This window comes from Thermococcus sp. MV11, assembly GCF_012027285.1.
Classification (GTDB): domain Archaea; phylum Methanobacteriota_B; class Thermococci; order Thermococcales; family Thermococcaceae; genus Thermococcus; species Thermococcus cleftensis.
Map to the genome: position 1 here is coordinate 45,097 of NZ_SNUD01000004.1, position 18,648 is coordinate 63,744.

24 protein-coding genes are annotated in these 18,648 nt (G+C 58.3%); 5 read left to right on the forward strand and 19 right to left on the reverse strand.

Annotation, left to right across the window (positions count from 1 at the left end):
* Positions 1-43 precede the first annotated feature (43 nt).
* Positions 44-1,363: a sodium:proton antiporter gene (locus E3E27_RS09745; RefSeq protein ID WP_167774442.1), complete on the forward strand. Its 1,320-nt coding sequence runs from the start codon at positions 44-46 to the stop codon at positions 1,361-1,363.
* Between the two features lie 49 nt (positions 1,364-1,412).
* On the opposite strand, the gene E3E27_RS09750 is transcribed toward E3E27_RS09745, so the two are convergent.
* From E3E27_RS09750 to E3E27_RS09760, 3 genes are read right to left on the reverse strand one after another with little or no spacing between them, the layout of a single operon-like run.
* Positions 1,413-2,021, reverse strand: coding sequence for an indolepyruvate oxidoreductase subunit beta (locus E3E27_RS09750; RefSeq protein WP_014789246.1), 609 nt, complete (start codon positions 2,019-2,021; stop codon positions 1,413-1,415).
* Complete coding sequence (iorA, locus tag E3E27_RS09755) at positions 2,018-3,964, reverse strand: indolepyruvate ferredoxin oxidoreductase subunit alpha (RefSeq protein WP_167774443.1); 1,947 nt, start codon at positions 3,962-3,964, stop codon at positions 2,018-2,020. Before iorA ends, E3E27_RS09750 begins: the two co-directional genes overlap by 4 nt.
* 11 nt (positions 3,965-3,975) lie before the next feature.
* Positions 3,976-5,355, reverse strand: a complete 1,380-nt coding sequence (locus tag E3E27_RS09760; RefSeq protein WP_167774501.1) for an acetate--CoA ligase family protein — start codon at positions 5,353-5,355, stop codon at positions 3,976-3,978.
* 185 nt (positions 5,356-5,540) lie between these two features.
* On the opposite strand from E3E27_RS09760, the gene E3E27_RS09765 reads away from it, so the two are divergent.
* Together E3E27_RS09765 and E3E27_RS09770 are read left to right on the forward strand one after the other, a co-directional pair.
* Positions 5,541-6,215, forward strand: coding sequence for a metal-dependent hydrolase (locus E3E27_RS09765; protein ID WP_014789249.1), 675 nt, complete (start codon positions 5,541-5,543; stop codon positions 6,213-6,215).
* 44 nt (positions 6,216-6,259) lie between these two features.
* Positions 6,260-7,264: a cell wall-binding repeat-containing protein gene (locus tag E3E27_RS09770; protein WP_014789250.1), complete on the forward strand. Its 1,005-nt coding sequence runs from the start codon at positions 6,260-6,262 to the stop codon at positions 7,262-7,264.
* 77 nt (positions 7,265-7,341) lie between these two features.
* Here the strand turns inward: E3E27_RS09770 and E3E27_RS09775 are convergent, their stop codons facing one another.
* From E3E27_RS09775 to speE, 6 genes are read right to left on the reverse strand one after another with little or no spacing between them, the layout of a single operon-like run.
* Positions 7,342-7,494, reverse strand: a complete 153-nt coding sequence (locus E3E27_RS09775) for a nucleotide-binding protein (RefSeq protein WP_237266231.1) — start codon at positions 7,492-7,494, stop codon at positions 7,342-7,344.
* A 47-nt stretch (positions 7,495-7,541) separates the two neighbouring features.
* Positions 7,542-8,354 carry a hypothetical protein gene (locus tag E3E27_RS09780; RefSeq protein WP_014789251.1) on the reverse strand — a complete coding sequence of 271 codons (813 nt, stop codon included), beginning with the start codon at positions 8,352-8,354 and terminating at the stop codon, positions 7,542-7,544.
* A gap of 58 nt (positions 8,355-8,412) precedes the next feature.
* On the reverse strand, positions 8,413-9,051 hold the full coding sequence (locus E3E27_RS09785) for a hypothetical protein (protein WP_167774444.1): 639 nt from the start codon (positions 9,049-9,051) through the stop codon (positions 8,413-8,415).
* A 23-nt stretch (positions 9,052-9,074) separates the two neighbouring features.
* Entirely contained in the window at positions 9,075-10,229 is a 1,155-nt protein-coding gene (locus E3E27_RS09790; protein ID WP_167774445.1) for a glycosyltransferase family 4 protein, read from the reverse strand.
* On the reverse strand, positions 10,230-11,015 hold the full coding sequence (locus E3E27_RS09795; protein ID WP_167774446.1) for a UbiA family prenyltransferase: 786 nt from the start codon (positions 11,013-11,015) through the stop codon (positions 10,230-10,232).
* A 33-nt stretch (positions 11,016-11,048) separates the two neighbouring features.
* Positions 11,049-11,915: a polyamine aminopropyltransferase gene (gene speE, locus E3E27_RS09800; RefSeq protein ID WP_167774502.1), complete on the reverse strand. Its 867-nt coding sequence runs from the start codon at positions 11,913-11,915 to the stop codon at positions 11,049-11,051.
* Positions 11,916-12,013: 98 nt separating this feature from the next.
* Here speE and E3E27_RS09805 point away from each other — a divergent pair, with 98 nt between their 5' ends.
* Entirely contained in the window at positions 12,014-12,496 is a 483-nt protein-coding gene (locus E3E27_RS09805; protein ID WP_167774447.1) for a hypothetical protein, read from the forward strand.
* A 4-nt stretch (positions 12,497-12,500) separates the two neighbouring features.
* Here E3E27_RS09805 and E3E27_RS09810 read toward each other — a convergent pair whose 3' ends face one another.
* Positions 12,501-12,974 (reverse strand): pyruvoyl-dependent arginine decarboxylase, encoded by a 474-nt coding sequence (locus tag E3E27_RS09810; RefSeq protein ID WP_014789257.1) that lies wholly within the window; start codon positions 12,972-12,974, stop codon positions 12,501-12,503.
* Positions 12,975-13,141: 167 nt separating this feature from the next.
* On the reverse strand, positions 13,142-14,290 hold the full coding sequence (locus E3E27_RS09815) for a cation:proton antiporter (RefSeq protein ID WP_048152124.1): 1,149 nt from the start codon (positions 14,288-14,290) through the stop codon (positions 13,142-13,144).
* A 61-nt stretch (positions 14,291-14,351) separates the two neighbouring features.
* Between E3E27_RS09815 and E3E27_RS09820 the strand changes: the two genes are divergently transcribed.
* Positions 14,352-14,756, forward strand: a complete 405-nt coding sequence (locus tag E3E27_RS09820; RefSeq protein WP_048152425.1) for an ACT domain-containing protein — start codon at positions 14,352-14,354, stop codon at positions 14,754-14,756.
* Here E3E27_RS09820 and E3E27_RS09825 read toward each other — a convergent pair.
* Genes E3E27_RS09825 through E3E27_RS09860 form a run of 8 tightly spaced genes read right to left on the reverse strand, consistent with a single transcriptional unit; the run spans position 14,739 to position 18,523 of the window.
* Complete coding sequence (locus E3E27_RS09825) at positions 14,739-16,241, reverse strand: proton-conducting transporter membrane subunit (protein ID WP_167774448.1); 1,503 nt, start codon at positions 16,239-16,241, stop codon at positions 14,739-14,741. The genes E3E27_RS09820 and E3E27_RS09825 overlap by 18 nt on opposite strands.
* Positions 16,238-16,528 (reverse strand): cation:proton antiporter subunit C, encoded by a 291-nt coding sequence (locus tag E3E27_RS09830; protein WP_014789261.1) that lies wholly within the window; start codon positions 16,526-16,528, stop codon positions 16,238-16,240. Before E3E27_RS09830 ends, E3E27_RS09825 begins: the two co-directional genes overlap by 4 nt.
* Positions 16,521-16,922 carry a Na(+)/H(+) antiporter subunit B gene (locus E3E27_RS09835; protein ID WP_167774449.1) on the reverse strand — a complete coding sequence of 134 codons (402 nt, stop codon included), beginning with the start codon at positions 16,920-16,922 and terminating at the stop codon, positions 16,521-16,523. Before E3E27_RS09835 ends, E3E27_RS09830 begins: the two co-directional genes overlap by 8 nt.
* On the reverse strand, positions 16,919-17,161 hold the full coding sequence (locus E3E27_RS09840) for a hypothetical protein (protein WP_014789263.1): 243 nt from the start codon (positions 17,159-17,161) through the stop codon (positions 16,919-16,921). Before E3E27_RS09840 ends, E3E27_RS09835 begins: the two co-directional genes overlap by 4 nt.
* Positions 17,158-17,388, reverse strand: a complete 231-nt coding sequence (locus tag E3E27_RS09845; protein ID WP_014789264.1) for a hydrogenase subunit MbhD domain-containing protein — start codon at positions 17,386-17,388, stop codon at positions 17,158-17,160. Before E3E27_RS09845 ends, E3E27_RS09840 begins: the two co-directional genes overlap by 4 nt.
* On the reverse strand, positions 17,369-17,680 hold the full coding sequence (gene mnhG, locus E3E27_RS09850) for a monovalent cation/H(+) antiporter subunit G (RefSeq protein ID WP_083830204.1): 312 nt from the start codon (positions 17,678-17,680) through the stop codon (positions 17,369-17,371). Before mnhG ends, E3E27_RS09845 begins: the two co-directional genes overlap by 20 nt.
* Complete coding sequence (locus tag E3E27_RS09855) at positions 17,673-17,942, reverse strand: monovalent cation/H+ antiporter complex subunit F (protein ID WP_048152128.1); 270 nt, start codon at positions 17,940-17,942, stop codon at positions 17,673-17,675. Before E3E27_RS09855 ends, mnhG begins: the two co-directional genes overlap by 8 nt.
* Complete coding sequence (locus E3E27_RS09860; RefSeq protein ID WP_167774450.1) at positions 17,918-18,523, reverse strand: Na+/H+ antiporter subunit E; 606 nt, start codon at positions 18,521-18,523, stop codon at positions 17,918-17,920. The genes E3E27_RS09855 and E3E27_RS09860 overlap by 25 nt, the downstream gene beginning before the upstream one ends.
* Between the last annotated feature and the right edge of the window lie 125 nt (positions 18,524-18,648).

Below are 18,648 nucleotides of genomic sequence, written 5' to 3' on the forward strand. Positions count from 1 at the left end.
AAAAAATCCTATATCTTACCGCTTCAAAAACGGAGGCGAGAGCATGGTTCCAGTGGATCTAGTAGCGAAGCTCCTGGTTGCGATTCTCATGCTGGGCGTTCTCGCGATGGTCGTGAGTAGGAAGTCTGGAATATCATACGTTCCCCTCTTTATTCTCCTGGGGGTTCTTATTGGGCCGCTGACCTCCTTTGTGCCCCGTTCCCTTTCCCACGAGCTCTTCGAGTACGTGAGGGTTTTTGGCCTCGTGGTTATACTCTTTACCGAAGGTCACAATCTGAGCTGGAAGCTCCTCAAAAGAAACTCAACCACCATTCTCCTCCTTGACACCATTGGGGTTCTTGTAACGGCTTTTCTCGCGGGTTGGTTCTTCTCCTGGCTCTTTGGCGCCCCGCTCCTGGTCGGGTTCCTCTTCGGCGCGATAGTGAGTGCCACAGACCCGGCCACGCTGATTCCCCTCTTCAGGCAGTACCGGGTTGAGCAGGACGTGGAGACCACCATAGTGGCCGAGTCGATATTCAACGATCCTCTGGGCATAGTCTTAACGACGGTGGCCGTGGCGATGCTCTACCCCAACGCCGTCTCGGAAGTTTTCTCGGCCTTTTCCGGTCACGTGGGTGTCTACGGCGCCAGCGTTCTCTACTTCCTCTACGAGGTAATCGTCTCTGCCCTGGTCGGCGTGGCCATGGGCTTCTTTGGCTACTGGTTCATCAAGAAGGCTGAGATCTTTGAGTTCCCCGAGATCGAGATATTCGCCCTGGGACTGGCTTTCCTGACCTTTCTGGTAGGAGACAGCATCGATGCCTCCGGCTACCTCGCCGCCACCGTTGCCGGCCTGGTGCTCGGGAACTTCAAGGTGCTCGGAAAGTTCCGCAGTATCGGCGTTATGGAGAGGGTTCTCAAGGCCATAAGCCTCGAGGTGAGGTTCAACGAGAACCTTTCTGCCATAGCGACTCTCTTCATCTTCTTCCTCCTCGGTGCAAGCCTTGAACTCGGCATCTTCGCCGGCAACCTCGTGAAGGGCCTGCTGGTGGCTTACTTCGTCATGCTCGTTGCCAGACCTCTCGCGGCCCTGCCGATAGCGAGGCGCTGGGGCTTCAGGCGGTACCTCTTCATATCGCTCGAGGGGCCCAGGGGTATAGTCCCGGCCGCCCTGGCTTCCCTTCCCCTTGCCCTGGTGAACAAGTATGGCGAGGGGACGCTGACCCTGCACTGGGCGGAGGTCATACTGGCGGTCACCGTCATCACTGTCTTCGCGTCCATCGTCACGGAGACCCTGTGGCTCCCGCTCCTCAAGAAGGCCCTCCTCGGTACGGAGACCGTCGAGGAGAGGGTCAGAAAGCTCCAGGCCGCCAAGAGGGCTTAGCACTTTCTTATTCTTCGAGAAGCAGAAAAAACCCTAAAAAGAGGGGGCATCAGAGCCCCAGCATTTCCTTCGCCGCCTGGACGCCGAGGTCGAAGGCTTTCATGTTCACATCGACGGCTTTCGGCGGAACGCTGACGCGGATAACTTCCTTGACGTGCTCCGCCGAGAGTGGGAATCCCGGCGTCTGGGTGAGCGCTCCGATGAGGACGACGTTGGTGGTGATGACGTTGCCGGCCTTCACGGCGAGCTCTTCGGCGTCGAAGGCCATGAACTTGCCCTTGAAGTCCTCCTCCACGACCTTCTTAATCTCCTCAAGGCTTGGGTAGCTGGCCAAGCCCATGGAGACCTGAACCGGCGGGATCGGCCTGGCGTTGGTGAAAACTAGGCCTCCCTTCTTGAGGTAGTTGATGTACCTCAAAGCCTCGACCGGCTCGAAGCTCAGTATGACGTCGGCCTTTCCCTCCGGAACCATCGCGCCATACACGTCCTCTCCAAAGCGGACGTACGCTATGACGCTACCGAAGCGCTGGCTCATTCCGTGGACCTCTCCCATTCTGACCTTGTATCCGGCGCGGAGGGCGGCCCAGCCGAGGAGGTTGGCGGCGGTGAGGATACCCTGACCGCCAACTCCGGTGATAACGATGTTGTACTCCCTCATATCTCTCCCTCCCTGACCTTCTCAAAGGCATCGAACGGACAGACCTGGGCACAGCCGCCGCAGCCCCAGCACATGAGCTCATCGACCTTGGCCTTGCCGGTCTCGGCGTCCCAGTAGATGGCCGGACAGCCGTAGGCGTTGATACATATCTTACAGCCGGTACACTTCTCCTCGTTCACCTGGTAGATTGGCCACTGTACCTTGGCCTTCCTGAGCTGGCCTATCCTGTGGAGGGCACAGACGCGCCTGGTCACGACGACGCTAACTCCTTCAACCTGGAGGGCCCTCTTTATGGTCTCGGTGGTGGCCTTTATGTCGTATGGATCGACGACCTCGACGAAGTCCGCGCCGAGGGCCCTTGCAACTTCCTCTATCTTAATCTGCTTTCCTGGCCCGTGCGGGGTGTCACCGGTTCCCGGGTTCGGTTGGTCGCCGGTCATAGCTGTAACAAGGTTGTCCACGACTACTATGAGGACGTTGGAGCGGTTGTAGATGGCGTTAGCGAGGGCCGGAAGTCCGGTATGGAAGAACGTCGAGTCGCCGATGGTGGCAACGATGACCTTCTTCTCCTTGCCGGTCTTGCGCTCCTCCTCGGCTATGCTTCCGTTGAGGGCTATGCTCAGACCGTGGGCGATGCCTATCGAACCGCCCATCGCGACGGTCGTGTCTACGGCCTTGAGCGGTGGAAGAACACCGAGGGTGTAACAGCCTATGTCGCTCGGGAAGATTGCCCTCGGAGTGGCGGCCTTCTTTATGGCGTAGAATGTGTTCCTGTGCGGGCAGGCGGGGCACAGTGAGGGAGGCCTCGGCGGGACCATCTTGCTGACCTTCTCGTACTTCCTATCTATCTCCTCGAAGTTCACGGGGGTCTCAAGTCCGAGGAACTTGGCTATCGCTTCGACCGCCCTCCTGGTGGTCATCTCGTATATCCTTGGCACGAGGTCCTTGCCGTGGATCGGAATCCTGAGTCCCCTGTCGTAGGCCCAGGTCTTGACCTGCTCCTCAACTACCGGCTCGAGCTCCTCAACGATGAGGACCTTTTCGAGGCCGTCGAGGAACTTCTCGAGCAGGCCGTAGGGGAGGGGGAAGGGCGTTCCGAGCTTGAGCACCTTGACGTTCTCAACGCCGAGCCAGTTGAGGGCCTCCTTGACGTATGCGTAGCTCAGGCCAGGCGCTATGATGCCGACCTTCGCGTTCTCGTCGCCCTCAATCCAGTTGAAGGGGCAGTTGTTGAGTTCCTCCCTGATCTTCTCAATCCTCTCGAGTATGAGCGGGTGGAACTTTCTCGCGTTGGCGGGAACGTCCACGAACCTGCTCGGGTCCTTCTTGAAGTTCCCGAACTTCCTCTTGCCGGTCTTTATCTCCTCGGGAAGCTCTCCAAGAACGACGTCGCCCCTCGCGTGGGAGCTCCTTGTGGTGGTCCTGAGGATAACGAAGTGCTTGAACTTCTCGCTCAGCTCGAAGGCGTACTTCGTCATCTCCTTGGCTTCCATCGGGTTGCTCGGCTCTAAAACTGGGACGTTGGCGAACTTGGCGTAGACGCGAGTGTCCTGCTCGTTCTGGCTGCTCCACATGCTCGGGTCGTCGGCGACCATTATGACGAAGCCGCCTTCCACTCCCATTCCGACGGCGCTCATGAAGGTGTCGGCCGCGACGTTCAGTCCAACGTGCTTCATGGCCGTCATGGCCCTCAGACCGCTCCACGCGGCGCTTAAAGCCGTCTCGAAGGCGACCTTCTCGTTGGTGGAGTACTCCATGTAGACACCGGCCTTCTTGGCAACCATCGCCATCGTATCGGTGAGCTCCGAGCTGGGCGTTCCGGGGTAGGCCGCGTAAACGGCTATGTTCGCCTCCAGTGCACCCCTTGCTATCGCCTGGTTGCCGAGGAGGATGACCTTCTCCCCGGGCTTGTCCCACAACACTATGTCGGTAACCTTCGCCATCCAAAATCACCTCATTCCTCTTCCTTCAAAACTCCCTTCGCCTTCGCAAACTCGACGAGGGCGTATGCCGCCGCGGCGGCATCCTCCGGTCTCTCGTAGCTTGGAATGCCGGCCTTCTCCAGAACCTCCTTCGCGGGCTCGCTCACGTATCCCGCCATGAAGAGTCCGAGAACCGGCTTGCCGTTGTTCACTTCCTTAACCGCCCTGACCACACCCTCAGCGTGCTCCGTCGGCGTCATGCCCGCGAAGGTTGGAACAACGCAGATGCTGATGAGCATGTCAACGTTCGGGTCCTTGAGGAGGGCCTTGGCCGTTTTGTAGTAGTCCTCTCCGCGAGCGCTCGCTATCATATCCACTGGGTTCTTAACTGCAGCCATCGGCGGCAGGAATGAGCGCAGCTCCTCCATCGTCTTCTCCTCGAGGTTGGCAAGCTTCAGCCCGAGCTTGTCTATTGCATCGGCGGTGAGAACCCCGGGACCACCTGCGTTGGTCATTATGGCGACCCTCTTGCCCCTCGGGAGTGGCTGTGTAAAGGCCCTCGCCATGCTGAGCATGTCGTCTATTGTTTCGGCGATTATGACCCCACTCTGCTTGAACGCCGCCTCGTAAATCTTCCAGCTTCCAGCGAGCGAACCTGTGTGGCTTGATGCAGCCCTTGCCCCGCTCTCGCTCCTTCCGGCCTTGAGGACTATGACCGGCTTCTTCTTGGTCACGCGCTTGGCTACTTCCATGAACCTCCTTCCGTCCTTGAGCCCCTCGATGTAGAGCGCTATGGCCTTGTCCTCCTCTGTATCGGCCAGGTACTCCATGAACTCGGCGAAGTCCACGTCGGCCATGTTGCCTATGCTCACGAACTTGGAAAAGCCGATTCCTTCCTTGACGGTCTTGTAGATGATCCCTGCTCCCAAAGCTCCGCTCTGGCTGATAAAAGCGATGTCCCCCTTCTTCGCGTCCATCACGAAGGTGGCGTTCATGTCGTTGTGGGTGTTCATTATTCCGACGCAGTTCGGGCCGACTATCCTCATACCGTACCTGTGGGCTATCTCAACAAGTTCCTTCTCCTCCCGCTTGCCCTCCTCGCCGACCTCACCGAAGCCTGCCGTGATGAGGATTATCCCCTTGACGCCCTTCTCGCCGCAGTCAATTATCGTCTGCTTCACGAACCTCTTTGGAACCACCACCACCGCCAAGTCCACATCGTCGGGAATGTCCTTTACGTTCTTGTATGCCTTGATCCCCTGAACCTCCTCGTCCTTGACGTTCACAGGGTAAACCCTGCCGTCCCTGTACTTCTTAAGGTTCTTGAAGACTTCGTAGCCGAGCTTGAGGGGGTCGTTCGATGCCCCGATAACAGCTATTGCCCTCGGCTTGAAGAAGTAGTCAAACGTCATCTGCAACTCACCGCTTAAATCTCGGTGGAATTGTATATAAGCTTTCCCAAAAAGGACAGTGAGGCATTTATGGGCAGGAGGGAGGAAAAACAAAGCGCTGATGGGCTGAAACGGACATCATTGACCATATTCCTCGCCCGAAAGATTTAAGTTAGTCCAGGTTATTATATCCTGTGGTGATGCCAATGGTGAAGGTGAAGTTTCTGGGCCACGCGGCCTTCCTGATAGAGGGGAGTAAGAAAATCCTGATAGACCCGTTCCTAACCGGTAATCCACAGGCCGCAGCCAAGCCTGAGGAGCTAGATGCTGACTTAATACTAATAACGCACGCCCACGGGGACCACATTGGCGATGCCGTCGATATAGCCAGGAGAACCGGGGCCAAGATAGTGGCGATGTACGATATCGCCAACTACCTCGTCGAGGGCAACGAGGGCATAACCACTATCGGCATGAACTACGGCCCGACCGAGGTCGAGGGTGTTAAAATAGTCCAGGTTCCGGCCTGGCACTCCAGCAGCGACGGCAAGTACGGCATAGGGAACGCCTGTGGTTACATAATCGAGCTAGACGGCGTCAAGATTTACCACGCCGGCGACACATTCGTCTTCAGGGATATGGAGCTCTTCGCCGAGCTTTATGGGCCGATAGACCTTGCGCTCCTTCCGATAGGTGGCCACTTCACTATGGGGCCGAGGGAAGCTGCTAAGGCCGTTGAGTTCCTCAGGCCTAGGAAGGTCGTTCCGATGCATTACAACACCTGGCCGCCGATCTCCGCCGACCCGGAGGAGTTCAGGGGGCTCGTTGGGGAGAAGGCCGAGGTGGTAATTCTCAAGCCTGGCGAGGAGATTGAGCTTTGAAAAACCTTTTAAGGGCCTTTTCCCACCCCTTTTTAGGTGGTGAAATGGTTAAAAGGGCCGCTGCTCTGGCGCTGATCCTGCTGGTGTTCTCGTCCTTCCTCCTGCCCCTTTCCTCCGCCCAGGAGAGGGAAGATAGGCCGAAGTACGACCTCATAATCGTGAGAAACGACGATTTAATCGACTACATAGTGGCCCTTCCCTACGCCAAGATGCTCGACGTCCCTATTCTTCCCGTCAATCCCAAGGAGCTCGATCCTGGAACCATAGCCCAGCTCCAGAGCTACGCCCAGTTCGGCTGGAACCACGTGCTCATAATAGGCGACTCCCAGGCGGTCAGCGATAAGGTTCAGGACGAGCTCCTCAACATGGGATTCGTGGTGGAGAGGATCGGCGGGGCGGTTAGGACCGAAACTGCCGCAAAGCTGGCTCTCCACTTCTACCCAAACGGTGCCGAGACCGTCGTGGTCGCCAGCTCCAGCGACTATGGCTCCGCTTTAGCAGCCGCCAGGTGGGCGATGATATACGGCTTTCCCCTCCTGCTGACTCAGGAAGATGCCCTTTCTGACTCCACGGCCAACGCTATAAAGAAGCTCAACCCTGACCTGGTGGAGCTGATGGGTGCTGGAATGTCCAAGGACGTGCAGAAGAAGATAGAGGAGATGGGCTACCAGACCTACTGGGTCAAGGAGAACCTGGAGATAAAGCTTCCGCCCCAGGAGAAGGAGACAAACTGGGTGATGATAGCTGCCGCGGTCCTGCTCTCACTGGCCGTGGCGGTTCCGGTCTCGCTCTACTACGCTAAGAAGAAGTGGTCTGCCAACAGGGTTCCCATCGAGGTTCTGACCGAGAAGGAGCGCATAGTTGTGAACGCGATACTCCAGAGGGGCGGCACGGTGAAGCAGGAGGAGCTACCCGAGCTAACGGGCTATTCAAGGCCCACGATAAGTAGAATTATCCAGGAGCTGGAGAAGAAGCAACTGGTTGAGAGGGAGAAAGTGGGGAAGACCTTCATAGTCAGGCTGACGAAGGAGATAATAATCCGAGACTAGCGGTCGGCAAGCCCGAAACCGCTCATCACTTCTTTTCAGCCCTGGCCGTTCTCCTCATTCCGTAAATGAAAAGGGAATCACTTCCGGAACAGGTGCCCGTGGGCCCTGTTCACGTGCCTCGTGTACTCCTTGGAGTCCCTGAAGAGCATTCCGCAGCGCGGGCAGCGGTAGTAGCGGGTGCCGTCGCGGTCGTAGAATATAACCGCCTTCAGCTCCGCCACTGCCACCACCTCCGGGCTAAGGTGAGAAAGGTCATTTTAAAATTTTACGGAGAGGCTTAGACCCATATCCTGTTGCCCTTCACCTTGAGGTAGCCGAGCGTCTGGAGTTCCTTCAGGAAGTCTTCTATGGCGTCCTCGTCGAAGTAGATGTTCACCCTCCCGTGCTCCTCCTCCACCACGATGGGTTCCCTTTCCATTATCGCCTCGATGAGCTCGTTCTTGCGCCTGTGCCTCTCTGCCAGCTCGAGTATGACGTTCGCTAGGACGGAGCGGGCTATCCCCTCGAAGGTTGCATTGACGAGGCTCTCCTCCGTGGCGTACTCCTCGGCTATCTCCAGCGCGGCCTCGATGAGCTCCCCTTCGACCTCCATTACCTCCACGAAGTACCTCTTCTCCAGAGTGTACTCAGTGACCATTCCGACCTCAAAGCGCTTCTCCAGCTCCTCCAGGTACTCCTCGACGTCCTCTATTGGGAAGCGGAGCTCGACCCTGAGAACCTCTAGGGGCACCTTTTCCCTCAGCACGAGCTTTCCGTCCTTCTCCTCGACCGCGCCGGCCTCGATGAGGGCGGTGACTGCCACCAGCTTTCCGAGGTTGGACTCGTCGAAGAGTTCCTCAAGGTTCCTCTCCTCGCCCACCTCCCATTTTCCGAGCATCTCGTCGTAGGCGAACCTGAGCTCCTCTAGCGCCTCCTCGATGGGTTCCATTCCCTCGGCTCTCTCGAGAAGCTCCGCGTAGGTGCCATCTACCGTGACGTAGTGCGATATCCTGGAAGAAATCTCCTCCTTTGTTCGGTTCATTATTCCTGCCCTGCTCAGCTCCCTAGATAGGGCGTTCATATCCTCCCTGCTCAGAACCTCCAGCCTCAAGACTCTCACCAAGGTAAAAACGGCGGTGGGAGTTATATATTTTCCCCCGAAAAACCGATTAGCTCTCCACCAGCTCCGACAGGAGCGCCCTGAGGGGCCTGTTGCCCAGCCTTTCGAGGGTTCCCCTCACCTCGTCCTCGAGTTCCGGAGAGTAGCTCGCGTAGAGGTAGAGGGCGTAGGCCATGAGCTTCGGCTCACCCTCGGCCATCTTTTCCACTGCGTTGGCTAGGACAGGGTTGTTCAGGAGCTCTTCCGCTATCTCCTTAATCTTTCCCCTGTCGTCCTTCTCAACCGCCTCTCGGAGGGGGCGGTAGAAGAGGGCCAGCACCTCCCTGGCGAGCCTCTCCCGCTCCTCCAGCTCCTCCATGGGAGTTCCGGTCTTCTCTCCCCTGCTCAACAGGAGGTAAAGCAGCGGTGCGGCCAGGATAACGATGGATATCAGGAGGTAGGGGAGCAGGGGGACGTTGAAATAGGGAACGCGGCCCCTTATGAGGATAAGGGCCAGAGTGCCAGCGAGCATCCAGACCCCCATGAAGACGAGGTAGTAAATGGTGTAGTCCTTCCTCTGGAGGGCGCGGTACTTCGAGGGCGCCCCTATCTCCTCTAGGTACTTTAGCCTTTCCTCTGCCATTTGAATTTCCGCTTCCAGGCGTTTGATGCGCCGGTCTATCTCCTTCAAGACCTCGTCCTTCCCCATCTCAGCCACCGCTCTATCTCTGCCTAGATGTTTCTCATCGTTTCCTCATAAGCCTTTTCTATCTCCCCGCTCACCCTTCTCCAGGAGTAGTGCTTCTCGACCGCCCTCCTTCCGTTGCTCCCGAACCACTTGGCCAGTTTCTCGTCGCTGAGGAGCTTTTGAATTGCCTCCTCAAGGGCGGGTTCGTTTCCAGGAGGAACCAGGAAGCCGCTCTCGCTCTCCCCCACTATCTCCGGAATTCCGCCGACGTCAGTTGCTACCACTGGGATTCCCGAGGCCATAGCTTCGAGGATAACTATCCCAAAGGCCTCCGCAGTCGTCGATGGAAGGACGAAAACGTCCGCCGCCCCGAAGAGGCGCGGCAGAGTGGCGTCGTCCACGTAGCCGAGGAACCTGACCCTGTCCTCGATCTTCAGGAACTTCGCCTGTGCCTTCAGGAAGGGGAGCATCTCGCCGGAGCCAACCAACACGAGGGTGACGTCTTCCGTCCTCTTCGCCACGCCCTGGAAGGCGTTGAGGAGCACGTGTGGTCCCTTCCTCGGCGACATTCTGCTGACGTAGAGCACGACCCTTCCCTCGATGCCCAACTCCTCCCTCACTCTCCTTTTGTCCGCCTCACCCAGCGGTCGGAACCTCTCGTCGTCCACCCCGTTGGGTATCACCCTGACTGGAACGTCGGTGAAGTGCCTTATGAACGCCTCCGCCGCGCGGCTTACGGCTATTATCTCGTGGGGGTAGCGGAGGTAGCGGCTGAAGAGGGGCATGGTTAGGCCCAGGGCCTGCCAGAGGCGGGACTCGTGGGAAAATGAGATGCTGTGGGTGGTCAGCAGGGTCGCCTTCCCCAGCTCCCTGCCCGCCTTGACGGCTTTGAGGGCCAGTGGGGTGAAGGCGTGGTGGGAGTGGACCACATCGTAGTCCCTGAGGAATTCCTCGAGTTCCCTGCTGGAGGCGAGGGAGTAGCTCATGTTTATCCCGAATATCGGGCTAGTTCTACCTGGAATCTTCACCAGCTCTATCCCGAGGCTCTCCAGCTCCCCTTCCCTCCCAGTTTCGAGGTCGTTGGTGATTATCGCGACCTCGTGGCCCCTTTCACTGAGCTTCAGTGCCAGACTGTGCATGTGGCTCGCGACGCCGCCCACTTTGGGGTAGTACCAGTCACTCACCAGCGCTATCCGCAATCAGACCACCCCTGATGCCCTGAAAATCAGGACCGCGGCCATCGCAGCGTCCATCAGCCTGTAGTTGGTGCGGAGACCGTAGATTGTGGCCCCGAGCAGACCCAGGGTTGGTTGGACTCCCGCGAGGGCCAGACCTACCGCCCCGGCCGAAAATGCGATGACGAGGGTTTCGGAGAGCCCTTTGCCGATGACTATCGGCGTCGTCCTGAGGCCGGCTTTGAGGTCGCTCTCGTAGTCCTCAAGGTGGTTCCTCAGCTCAAGGGCGAGTGAGTAGAGGAACACCGCCGCGGCGATGCCCCACTCCTCCACGGTGATTGAGCCGTCGAAGTAGGCCCCGTAGAGGAAGGGCAGGGCCCCGAAGAATGCCCCGTGGGAGAGGACGTCCACCACCGGCCGCGCCTTGAGCCTCGGTGGGGCCGAGTAAGCGGTTGCCAGCAGGATCATCGATGCGTACACCACCAGATCTCCCACCCCCAGCCTGCCGGCAAGCCCCAGTCCCAGCAGCGCCATGGCGAGGGAAGAGGCAATCCCCGCCCCAAAGCTCAGCTCTCCGCTGGCCACGGGGTTTTTCTCCCTCTTTCTCGGGTTTATCGAGTCGGTATCCGCGTCAAAGCAGTTGTTTATCGCGAAGGCATAGGCCACGTAGAGGACGAGCGAAATCAGGAACATGACCAAACGGGTGTAATCCGGGCTGTTCTCCAGACTGAACGCGAGTCCCAGGAGCCCCATGCCTACGAACGCCCGCCCATCGGGGATTCGAGCGTTTCTGATAACCGCGCGGAGCATGGTTGTACCTCCAAAAAGGTTTTAGAAAAGCCGTCAGGCCCTCTCAAGGAGGTCCCTGACGTACTTCGGCATCTGGAATAGAGTCTCGTGCCTCTCCGGGTCGTAGTAGTAGAGGCCGAGCTTTTCTGCCCGCCTGGTGTCCACCTTTCTGAAATCGATGTCGCCCTTGACCCCCACAAGGAAGCTCCAGGGCGAGGCATAGCCTATCACCGGGAAGCTGAAGTAGTAAACCCTGTCGAAGACCCTCTTCATCGCCCTGTAAGCGTCGAGGAGCTCGTTGGTGAAGAGGTAGACGCTCCCGGCCTGGGTGATGTAGAGCCCTTTCTCGTTGAGCTTTTCGTAGGCCGAGCGGTAGAACTCCTCGCTGAACAGGAGCTTCGCCGGACCAACGGGGTCGGTGGAGTCCACTATTATGACGTCGAAACGCCCGTCGCTCTCCCGCAGGTACTTCACGCCGTCGCCGATTATGAGCTCGGCCCTCGGTTCCTCCCCCTTCAGGAGCCTGTCGAGGAGGTCCTTCGCCACGTCGAGGTATATGTAGGAAGCCTCCACCACGCCGTCGTCTATCTCCACCATCATCGCCTTTTCTACCGTCTCGTGCTTGAGGACCTCCCTCAGCGTGCCGCCGTCGCCGCCGCCTATGACGAGCACCCTCCTCGGGTTCGGGTGGGCCAGCATCACCGGGTGAACGAGAACCTCGTGGTAGCTCTCCTCGCCGACCTCAACGAGCTGAACCGTCCCGTCCAGAACGAGGAGCTTTCCGAAGCCCTCGGTCTCGTATATCTCGAGACGCTGATATCTGGTCTGGGTCTCGAAGAGCCTCTCCTTGACTTTGAACCCGACGCCGTAGCCCCTCGGGTACCACTCGATGAAAGCCCTCTCCTGCTCATTGTACCCCATAACTCTCACCGCCCTTAGGTAGGGCGCGGGGTTTTAAAGCTTAAGGTTCTTCTGGCCCTGGGAAATTTTTATAAGCGTCCTCGGGTAGTATCGCGGTGATGAATACCGGAACCCGGCGGGAACTGGCGAGAAAGCTTGGGCTTGTGGAAGAGGAGATTGCTGAGGGCTTTAAATATGGAATTCCCCACATCGTTGGGGAGATCCTTGAGGACGGTTCGGTTTTTCTCTCGGTGGTGGTCTTTGAGAGCGCAAGGCACAGCTTCCTTCTCCGAGAGAGCGACAGGGTTTTCTTTCTCTATCCTGCGGAGGAACGGAACCGCAGGAGGCTCTTCTTCAAGCTCTGGCGCTTTCTAGACGGCCGAGAGGAGGACGGGGCTTTCGTCCCCGGGAAGCGCATCGGGGGGATACTGAAGAACGCCCTCAGGCGGGAGGGCTTCGACGTGCTCTGGATAAACGTCCGTCCGGCTGGAGATGGCGAGTACATAGACGTCTGGGCGGTGAAGGACGGAACCCGCTACAACCTACTCTTCGAGAAGATCGCCCAGGGCGAGTACGTTCTCCTTGAAATGGAAAAGGTATGAAGAATCAGTAGGGGAACATCACCACTACGGCTATAGCGGCGGCGGGCTTGTCCTTAACGGTTATGCTCGCGCTGGCGACCTTGAACTCCGCCAGCTTCCAGCCCCTCTGCTCAAAGCCCTCCTCGACCATCTTCCTAACCATCTCTTCGGCTTCTTCCTTGGTGCAGTAGCCGCTGTACTCGTAGATCAAGCCACCCTCGTTGTTCTCGCTGATTCCTATGCCCAGGGCCGCGCTTATGGTCATTCCCGGCTCGTCGCTCTCGATGTGCGCGTAGACGGTAGGAAGGAGCATTCCTATCGGGACGTCGTGAACCTCCTCTATCCACTCGATGTGCGCGGGAATGACGCTGCTCAGCTTGACGAGATTGACGTTTCCTATGCCCAGCTTGAGGAGGGCGTTGTCGAAGGCGTTGAGTTTGGTTCCGCCCTCAGCGGCGGCGGCACCTATGAAAGCCCTCTTTGGCGTCGTCCAGCTCATCTCGGCTTCCTCCTTTCTTTTCTCACCTATTAGACGATTATAGTTGAAAGCAACGGTTCGCTTACTCGCTAATTTGCGGGCGGCTTAAAAACGTTTCGCTACATCTAAAAGAAAGCCCGGGGGGTGGGCTTTACTCCCGTAACGCCTTGTTGGGGGAGGTACGGGAGTTAGACGGTGCCGCTTGGCTTCTCTGCTTTATAATGGTTTATGACCCTCCCTAACGTGGCCGAGGTGAAGATCCCCAGCACGCTCGCGAGGGAGGCCATGGCGTACATGTGCTCGCTCAGTGCTCCCGACACGAAGCTTATTTCTCCCATGAGCAGGCCCAGGACGCCGAAGCTGGCTATCCCGGCCCCTCTTACAAGGCTCGTTGATAGATCTGTCTTCCTAACTATCAGGGACGACAGAGTCAGTCTGACAAGGTATATCGCAATGAAGAACTCAATGACGACGAGGGAAAGCTCGGTCTCGAAGTTAAGTCCGCGCCAGGCGAAGAATATCGGGGCGAAGATGCCGTAGGTGACCCCGCTGACTATCGTGGTCAGCCTGTCGTACTGCTTGGTGCCGACGAGGTCGCTGTGCATCATTAACCCAGCGAGGAAACCGCCTATGCTGAAGTGCATTCCTATCTCCTCGCTGATGAAGGCGAGCGATGTGGAGAATACCATAAAGAGGCCGAACACCGCCTCGTCGCTCTTGAGCCTGCGGAGGAAGCGTATTATGCGGACCTTCTGCTTTATGCCGAGGAGGTAGTTGATGTAGAGCAGGGTGCCCACGAAGATGAAGTCCTTCAGTATGCTTGACAATATGGGCCCGTAGTCACCTGGGTTCTCATGAAACCTTATCGTCATGTACACTATAAACAGACCGAATATCTCACTTATCACAGCGTATGAGAGGGCCACGTGGAGGAAGTCGCTTCCGAAGAACCTCTTGAGGCGAAGCACTATCGGGGCGGAGGCCGTTGATAGTATCGCTGCCGAGATGATGTTGTCCGAGCCGACGGTCCAGCCGGTGAAGGGGAGCGTGACTAGGAACATCGCGGTGTACGTTAGCGCGTAGAGGGGCAGGGTGATCTTTCCGGCGTAGTGGAGCTCCTCGGGCGTCACCTCAAGGCCTGCTGAAATCATCAGGAAGAACAGGCCCAGCTCCGCCAGCAGCTCCATCTGGTCCCTGGGCATGTCGAGAAGGAGGGCGCTCAGTATCATTCCCGCCGTAATCTCACCCAGGAATCCTGGATAGCCCAGCCTCTCAAACCCCTCCGCCAGGAGCCTTGCAAAGGCTATGATTATGAAGACGTACCCGATGATTTCCATGGTTCCCGTATGGGCGGCGAATTTTAAAAATCCTTTTATTGTCCCGTGCGAACTGGCTATCATGAGGCACTACGAGATAGTCAAGATAAAGAGGGACGGGGCTGTTGAGATCCCCATGGACTACGCCTACGAGCTGGGCCTCCTTGAGGGCGCCTACTTCCTCATCGAGGTGGACACGGACCTCAACGAGATTCACATGGAGCGGATAGCCCTCCCTGGGAAGAGGTTGGCCGAGGTGGAGCTTGTCGTTGAGGACAGGCCCGGTGTGCTGGCGAAGATAAGCGGCCTCTTCGGCAGGCACGGCGTGAACATACTCTTCAGCGAGTCCGAGGAGCTCTCCGCCATAGGCCTCGCAGGCATCGTTGCGGTCGTTGACATCGGTGGGGTGGGGAACCTCGACGACCTGAGGCGCGAGCTGGAAAGCCTTCCAGAGGTGAGGGAGGTCTACCTAAACCCCCTGGATTAGTGTCAATAGCAGAATGAAAGCGACCATCACGGCAGTCAGGCGGTTCACCTCCTCCCCCACTTCGCCCCCTCCGGGGGAGGGGCTCTTCTCGAAGACTCCGGTCCTCTTGAGGAGCTGGAAGATGAGAAAGGCCGCGGAGAGGTAGAGGAGGTCCTTGGGATTCAATCCTAAGCCCAGGTAAAGGCCCCCGGCGAGCGCGGTCAGGGCCAGTCCGAGAACCGGGAGCTTCCACGATGCCGGTAACTTCACGCCCCTGCCCATCGCCAGGTATGAGTTGAGCTTGGTGAAGGAAACCAGGGTCCCCACGCTCCCCAGAGGCACCGCCAGCTTCCAGGGCCAGGAAAGGTTGGAGTAGATGAGTCCCTTCCCGTAGGCGCCGATGAGAGGTGAGACCCCGCCTATCGCCAGGCTGAGAGCGATGACGGAAGCCATCATCACAGCGTCCCCGCGGTACCCGAAGGTTCCGAGCTCCCTGCTCTTCCTCCCCATGGAGCCGATGCCCAGGAAAAGGCCCCCCTTGAAAATCGAGTGCGCCATCGCGTAGTAGGCCGCGCCGAGGAAGTTGAGGCTCGCTATTCCAAGGAGCACGTAGCCCATCTGGGAGATAGTGGAATACGCGAGAAAGCGCTTTGCGTCCTTCTGAAAAATCATCATGCCTATGCCGAAGAAGATTGACACCACCGCGACCGCGAGCAGGGCGAGCCTGAGGGGTTCCCCAGCGGGCAGGGCCGAGAGGAGCAGGATCATTCCATAAGCGGGTGCCTTGACCACGGCACCGCTCAGGAGGGCGCTGACGGGGGTCGGGGCCTTGGAGTGGGCATCTGGAAGCCAGCCGTGGAGGGGAAAGATTCCCGCCTTGAGGACAAGCGCCGAGAGGGCTATGCCGAGGGCGACCTGGAGCTCCCTGCTATCCCTGGCGTTTTCGGCTATTAGCCCGACGTTCAGGTAGCCGGTTTCCATGTACACAAGGCCCACCGCGAAGACGAAGAGGTAGGAAGCAAGGAGCGAGAGCATCAGGTACTTGAAGGCCGCCCTTTTGACTCCCTTCTCATCTGAGAACGCCACCAGCGAGAAGGCCGAGACCGAGGCTATCTCCATGTAGATGTAGAAGTTGAAGAGGTCCCTCGCCACGAACGCTCCCATCAGGCCCGCGTGGAGAAGGAGGAGAAGGGCGAGGACTTTTCTGGTTTTGCCGTCCTTCAGGTTGAAGTAAGCGAGGGAGTAGAACGCCACGAAGGCGAAGAGAACCATCTCCCCCACGAGGAAGGGCATGTTGAGCCGGGTAACGGCCACCTCTATTCCCGCTTCCCTGGGCCAGCCCCCAACAACCTCCGAACCCACACCCACAAAGAGGAAAACCGGCGCTGGCAGGAGTGCGCCGATGAGAAATACCCCCTTCAAAACGGCCTCCCTAACGCGGAGCGTGTCGAGGAGGACCAGGAGGAAGGCGCAGAGCAGGGCAATGGCGACGGGAATGGGTATCAATTGCCTTCACCCCTCATTCTGATTATCATCGCCAGGGCGAGGGACGTTATGGCCACATCGACCACGAGGGTAGTCAGCATCAGCGTGGCCGGGAGCGGGTCCACGGGCTCGGCTGGCATCACGGGGACGTCCCTTCCGGGCGAGTAAGCCAGCCCGATGAAAAACAGCACTAACCCTAGGGAGACAACGTTTATGGAGAGCACCAGCTTTATTGGCTCCCTCTTAGCCATCAGCCCATAGATTCCGACCAGCATTATTGCTATCCCAGCCTGCTCCGGGCTAATCACTTTCCACCCACCTCAGCAGTATGTAGAATACGAAGGTGAAACCCGCCCCAACCTCAAGACCGACGATGACGTTGAAGGGCAGGATTATCCCCCCTTCCGTGGGAAGGAAGTTTGAGTAGAAAACCCCGAAGGCCAGCCCCGCCAGCCCTAGGAGCACGAGCATGGCCCCGGCAGAGCTTTCTATCAGGCTGGCCCAGTTGAAGTGGAACCTCCTCCTCACCTTCCGGTAGCCGTGGGAGGTTATGAGCAGTATCACCGCCACCGCCAGGATTACCCCTCCCTGGAAGCCGCCGCCGGGGCTCAGGTGCCCGTACAGCATCAGGTAGGCGGCGTAGGTGACGAGGAAGGGGCTCACCATCTTGGTGGTGGTTCTGACGACGACGCTCATCTTCACTTCTTCTTCCCCCCGAGGAGGACGTAGAAACCGACCACCGCCGTGAAGAGCAAACTAGCCTCGCCGAGGCTGTCGTAGGCCCTCCAGCCGGCCAGGATTGCCGAGACCAGGTTGGGGACGCCGATTTCTTCCCAGCGGGTCACGTAGTAGGCGAAGCTTCCCCCAGATGGGAAGTGATAATCCAGGGAAAGGAGCAGGGTCGCGAGAGCGAGGGTGAGCGTGATGGCTATGGCTCTCACTTCCTCACCTCCTCAACCGTGAAGAGAAACACGCCTATGACCACCGCCCCGACCACTATCGCAGAGAGCGCAACGTCCGGGGCGTTCAGCTCGAACAGGGCCAGGATAAAGAGAAGGCTCAGGAGGGAGTACTTGACGATGGCCGTCACCAGGTTTCCCTCCTCCACGACGGCGATGGCCAGGATTATCATCGTGACGAAGAGCACGTCAAGGATTGTCCCAAGCATACATGTCCACCACCACTTCCGGCTTCACGCCGTACCTGTAGGCCCCCCTCGCGAGGGCGTGGCTGACCATCGGGTTTATCATCGCTATGAGGAACGCCAGCACGAGGAACTTGGCCTTGACGATTCCGGGGGCGTCCATCGTGAGCACTAGGTACAGGATTATGCTCATGGCTCCACCTGTGTCGCACTTGCTGGCCGCGTGGAGGCGCGTGTAAACGTCGGGGAAGCGGAGTATCCCCAGGGCTCCAAAGAGCATGACCGCCTCGCCGAAGAGGAGGAGCACCTCAAGCACCGCCGGCACGCTCCATGTACTTTGCCAGTATCAGCCCACCAACGGAGTTCACCATCAGCAGGACTATGGCCAGGTCGATCAGGTAGTACTCCCCCCTCATCACGGCGACTATGGCTATTATCACCACCACCTTCGTCGTTATGGTGTTAAGGCCGACCACCCTGTCCGGCAGGGTCGGTCCTCTAAGCACGCGGTATGTTATCAGCATAGCCGTGAAGACGAGAAGGTAGAAGGCGCTCACCAGAAGACCTTCTTGAGCCATTCCTCGATGTCCCCCTTTATCTTCTCTCCCGCCTTCTCTCTGTTCAGGGTCTCGACCTCTATCCAGTGGACGTAGAGGTAGGTTTCCCCGAGCTTCTTCTTGACGTCGAGCGTTAGGGTGCCCGGGGTGAGGGTTATGGAGTTGGCGAGTATGGTTACCCCGGTGTCCGAGTGCAGGTCGGTCTTTATCTTGACTATGCCGGGGTTGATGTCCATGAAAATCACGTTCTTCGCCACCTTCAGGTTGCTCTCCAGCAGGCGGAAGGCCATTATCACGAGGTACTGCGGGAGGTATATCAGAGCGAAGTAGAGGATTTTCTCAGCGATGTGGCCGCTCCGCCTTATGTCCTCGGTCAGGAGGTCGCGCATGAAGAGGGCCACGATGAGCGTGACCACCGCGCCCGAGACAACGCTGGCCGGCTCGAGGCTCGAGGTTATGACCACCCAGAAGGCCAGGAGGGTGAACCACGTCAGCAGTACCCTCTCCCATGTCGGAAGCTTCGACGCCTCGAACCTCTCGGCGAGAACCCTCTCGTTGAGGGCCTCCAGCCTATCCCGGAGGTAGAAGGGGACCCGGCTCATGTGGTACCTTACGGCGCCGGGGGTTATAACGGTTTTGCACTATGACAAGAGACTTCCCAAAACTGTGAAATCCGTTCGGTGTTGGGCAGGGAATCTCGAACGTACTGCCGGCCGTGGCCCGAAGG

What these genes read in the sequence shown, in the direction of transcription:
- E3E27_RS09745 (WP_167774442.1), top strand. Translation starts at nt 44, where the DNA reads ATGGTTCCAGTGGATCTAGTAGCGAAGCTCCTGGTTGCGATTCTCATG.
- E3E27_RS09750 (WP_014789246.1), bottom strand. Translation starts at nt 2,021, where the DNA reads ATGAGGGAGTACAACATCGTTATCACCGGAGTTGGCGGTCAGGGTATC.
- iorA (WP_167774443.1), bottom strand. Translation starts at nt 3,964, where the DNA reads ATGGCGAAGGTTACCGACATAGTGTTGTGGGACAAGCCCGGGGAGAAG.
- E3E27_RS09760 (WP_167774501.1), bottom strand. Translation starts at nt 5,355, where the DNA reads ATGACGTTTGACTACTTCTTCAAGCCGAGGGCAATAGCTGTTATCGGG.
- E3E27_RS09765 (WP_014789249.1), top strand. Translation starts at nt 5,541, where the DNA reads ATGGTGAAGGTGAAGTTTCTGGGCCACGCGGCCTTCCTGATAGAGGGG.
- E3E27_RS09770 (WP_014789250.1), top strand. Translation starts at nt 6,260, where the DNA reads ATGGTTAAAAGGGCCGCTGCTCTGGCGCTGATCCTGCTGGTGTTCTCG.
- E3E27_RS09785 (WP_167774444.1), bottom strand. Translation starts at nt 9,051, where the DNA reads ATGGGGAAGGACGAGGTCTTGAAGGAGATAGACCGGCGCATCAAACGC.
- E3E27_RS09795 (WP_167774446.1), bottom strand. Translation starts at nt 11,015, where the DNA reads ATGCTCCGCGCGGTTATCAGAAACGCTCGAATCCCCGATGGGCGGGCG.
- speE (WP_167774502.1), bottom strand. Translation starts at nt 11,915, where the DNA reads ATGGGGTACAATGAGCAGGAGAGGGCTTTCATCGAGTGGTACCCGAGG.
- E3E27_RS09805 (WP_167774447.1), top strand. Translation starts at nt 12,014, where the DNA reads ATGAATACCGGAACCCGGCGGGAACTGGCGAGAAAGCTTGGGCTTGTG.
- E3E27_RS09810 (WP_014789257.1), bottom strand. Translation starts at nt 12,974, where the DNA reads ATGAGCTGGACGACGCCAAAGAGGGCTTTCATAGGTGCCGCCGCCGCT.
- E3E27_RS09815 (WP_048152124.1), bottom strand. Translation starts at nt 14,290, where the DNA reads ATGGAAATCATCGGGTACGTCTTCATAATCATAGCCTTTGCAAGGCTC.
- E3E27_RS09820 (WP_048152425.1), top strand. Translation starts at nt 14,352, where the DNA reads ATGAGGCACTACGAGATAGTCAAGATAAAGAGGGACGGGGCTGTTGAG.
- E3E27_RS09845 (WP_014789264.1), bottom strand. Translation starts at nt 17,388, where the DNA reads ATGCTTGGGACAATCCTTGACGTGCTCTTCGTCACGATGATAATCCTG.
- E3E27_RS09855 (WP_048152128.1), bottom strand. Translation starts at nt 17,942, where the DNA reads ATGGCTCAAGAAGGTCTTCTGGTGAGCGCCTTCTACCTTCTCGTCTTC.
- E3E27_RS09860 (WP_167774450.1), bottom strand. Translation starts at nt 18,523, where the DNA reads ATGAGCCGGGTCCCCTTCTACCTCCGGGATAGGCTGGAGGCCCTCAAC.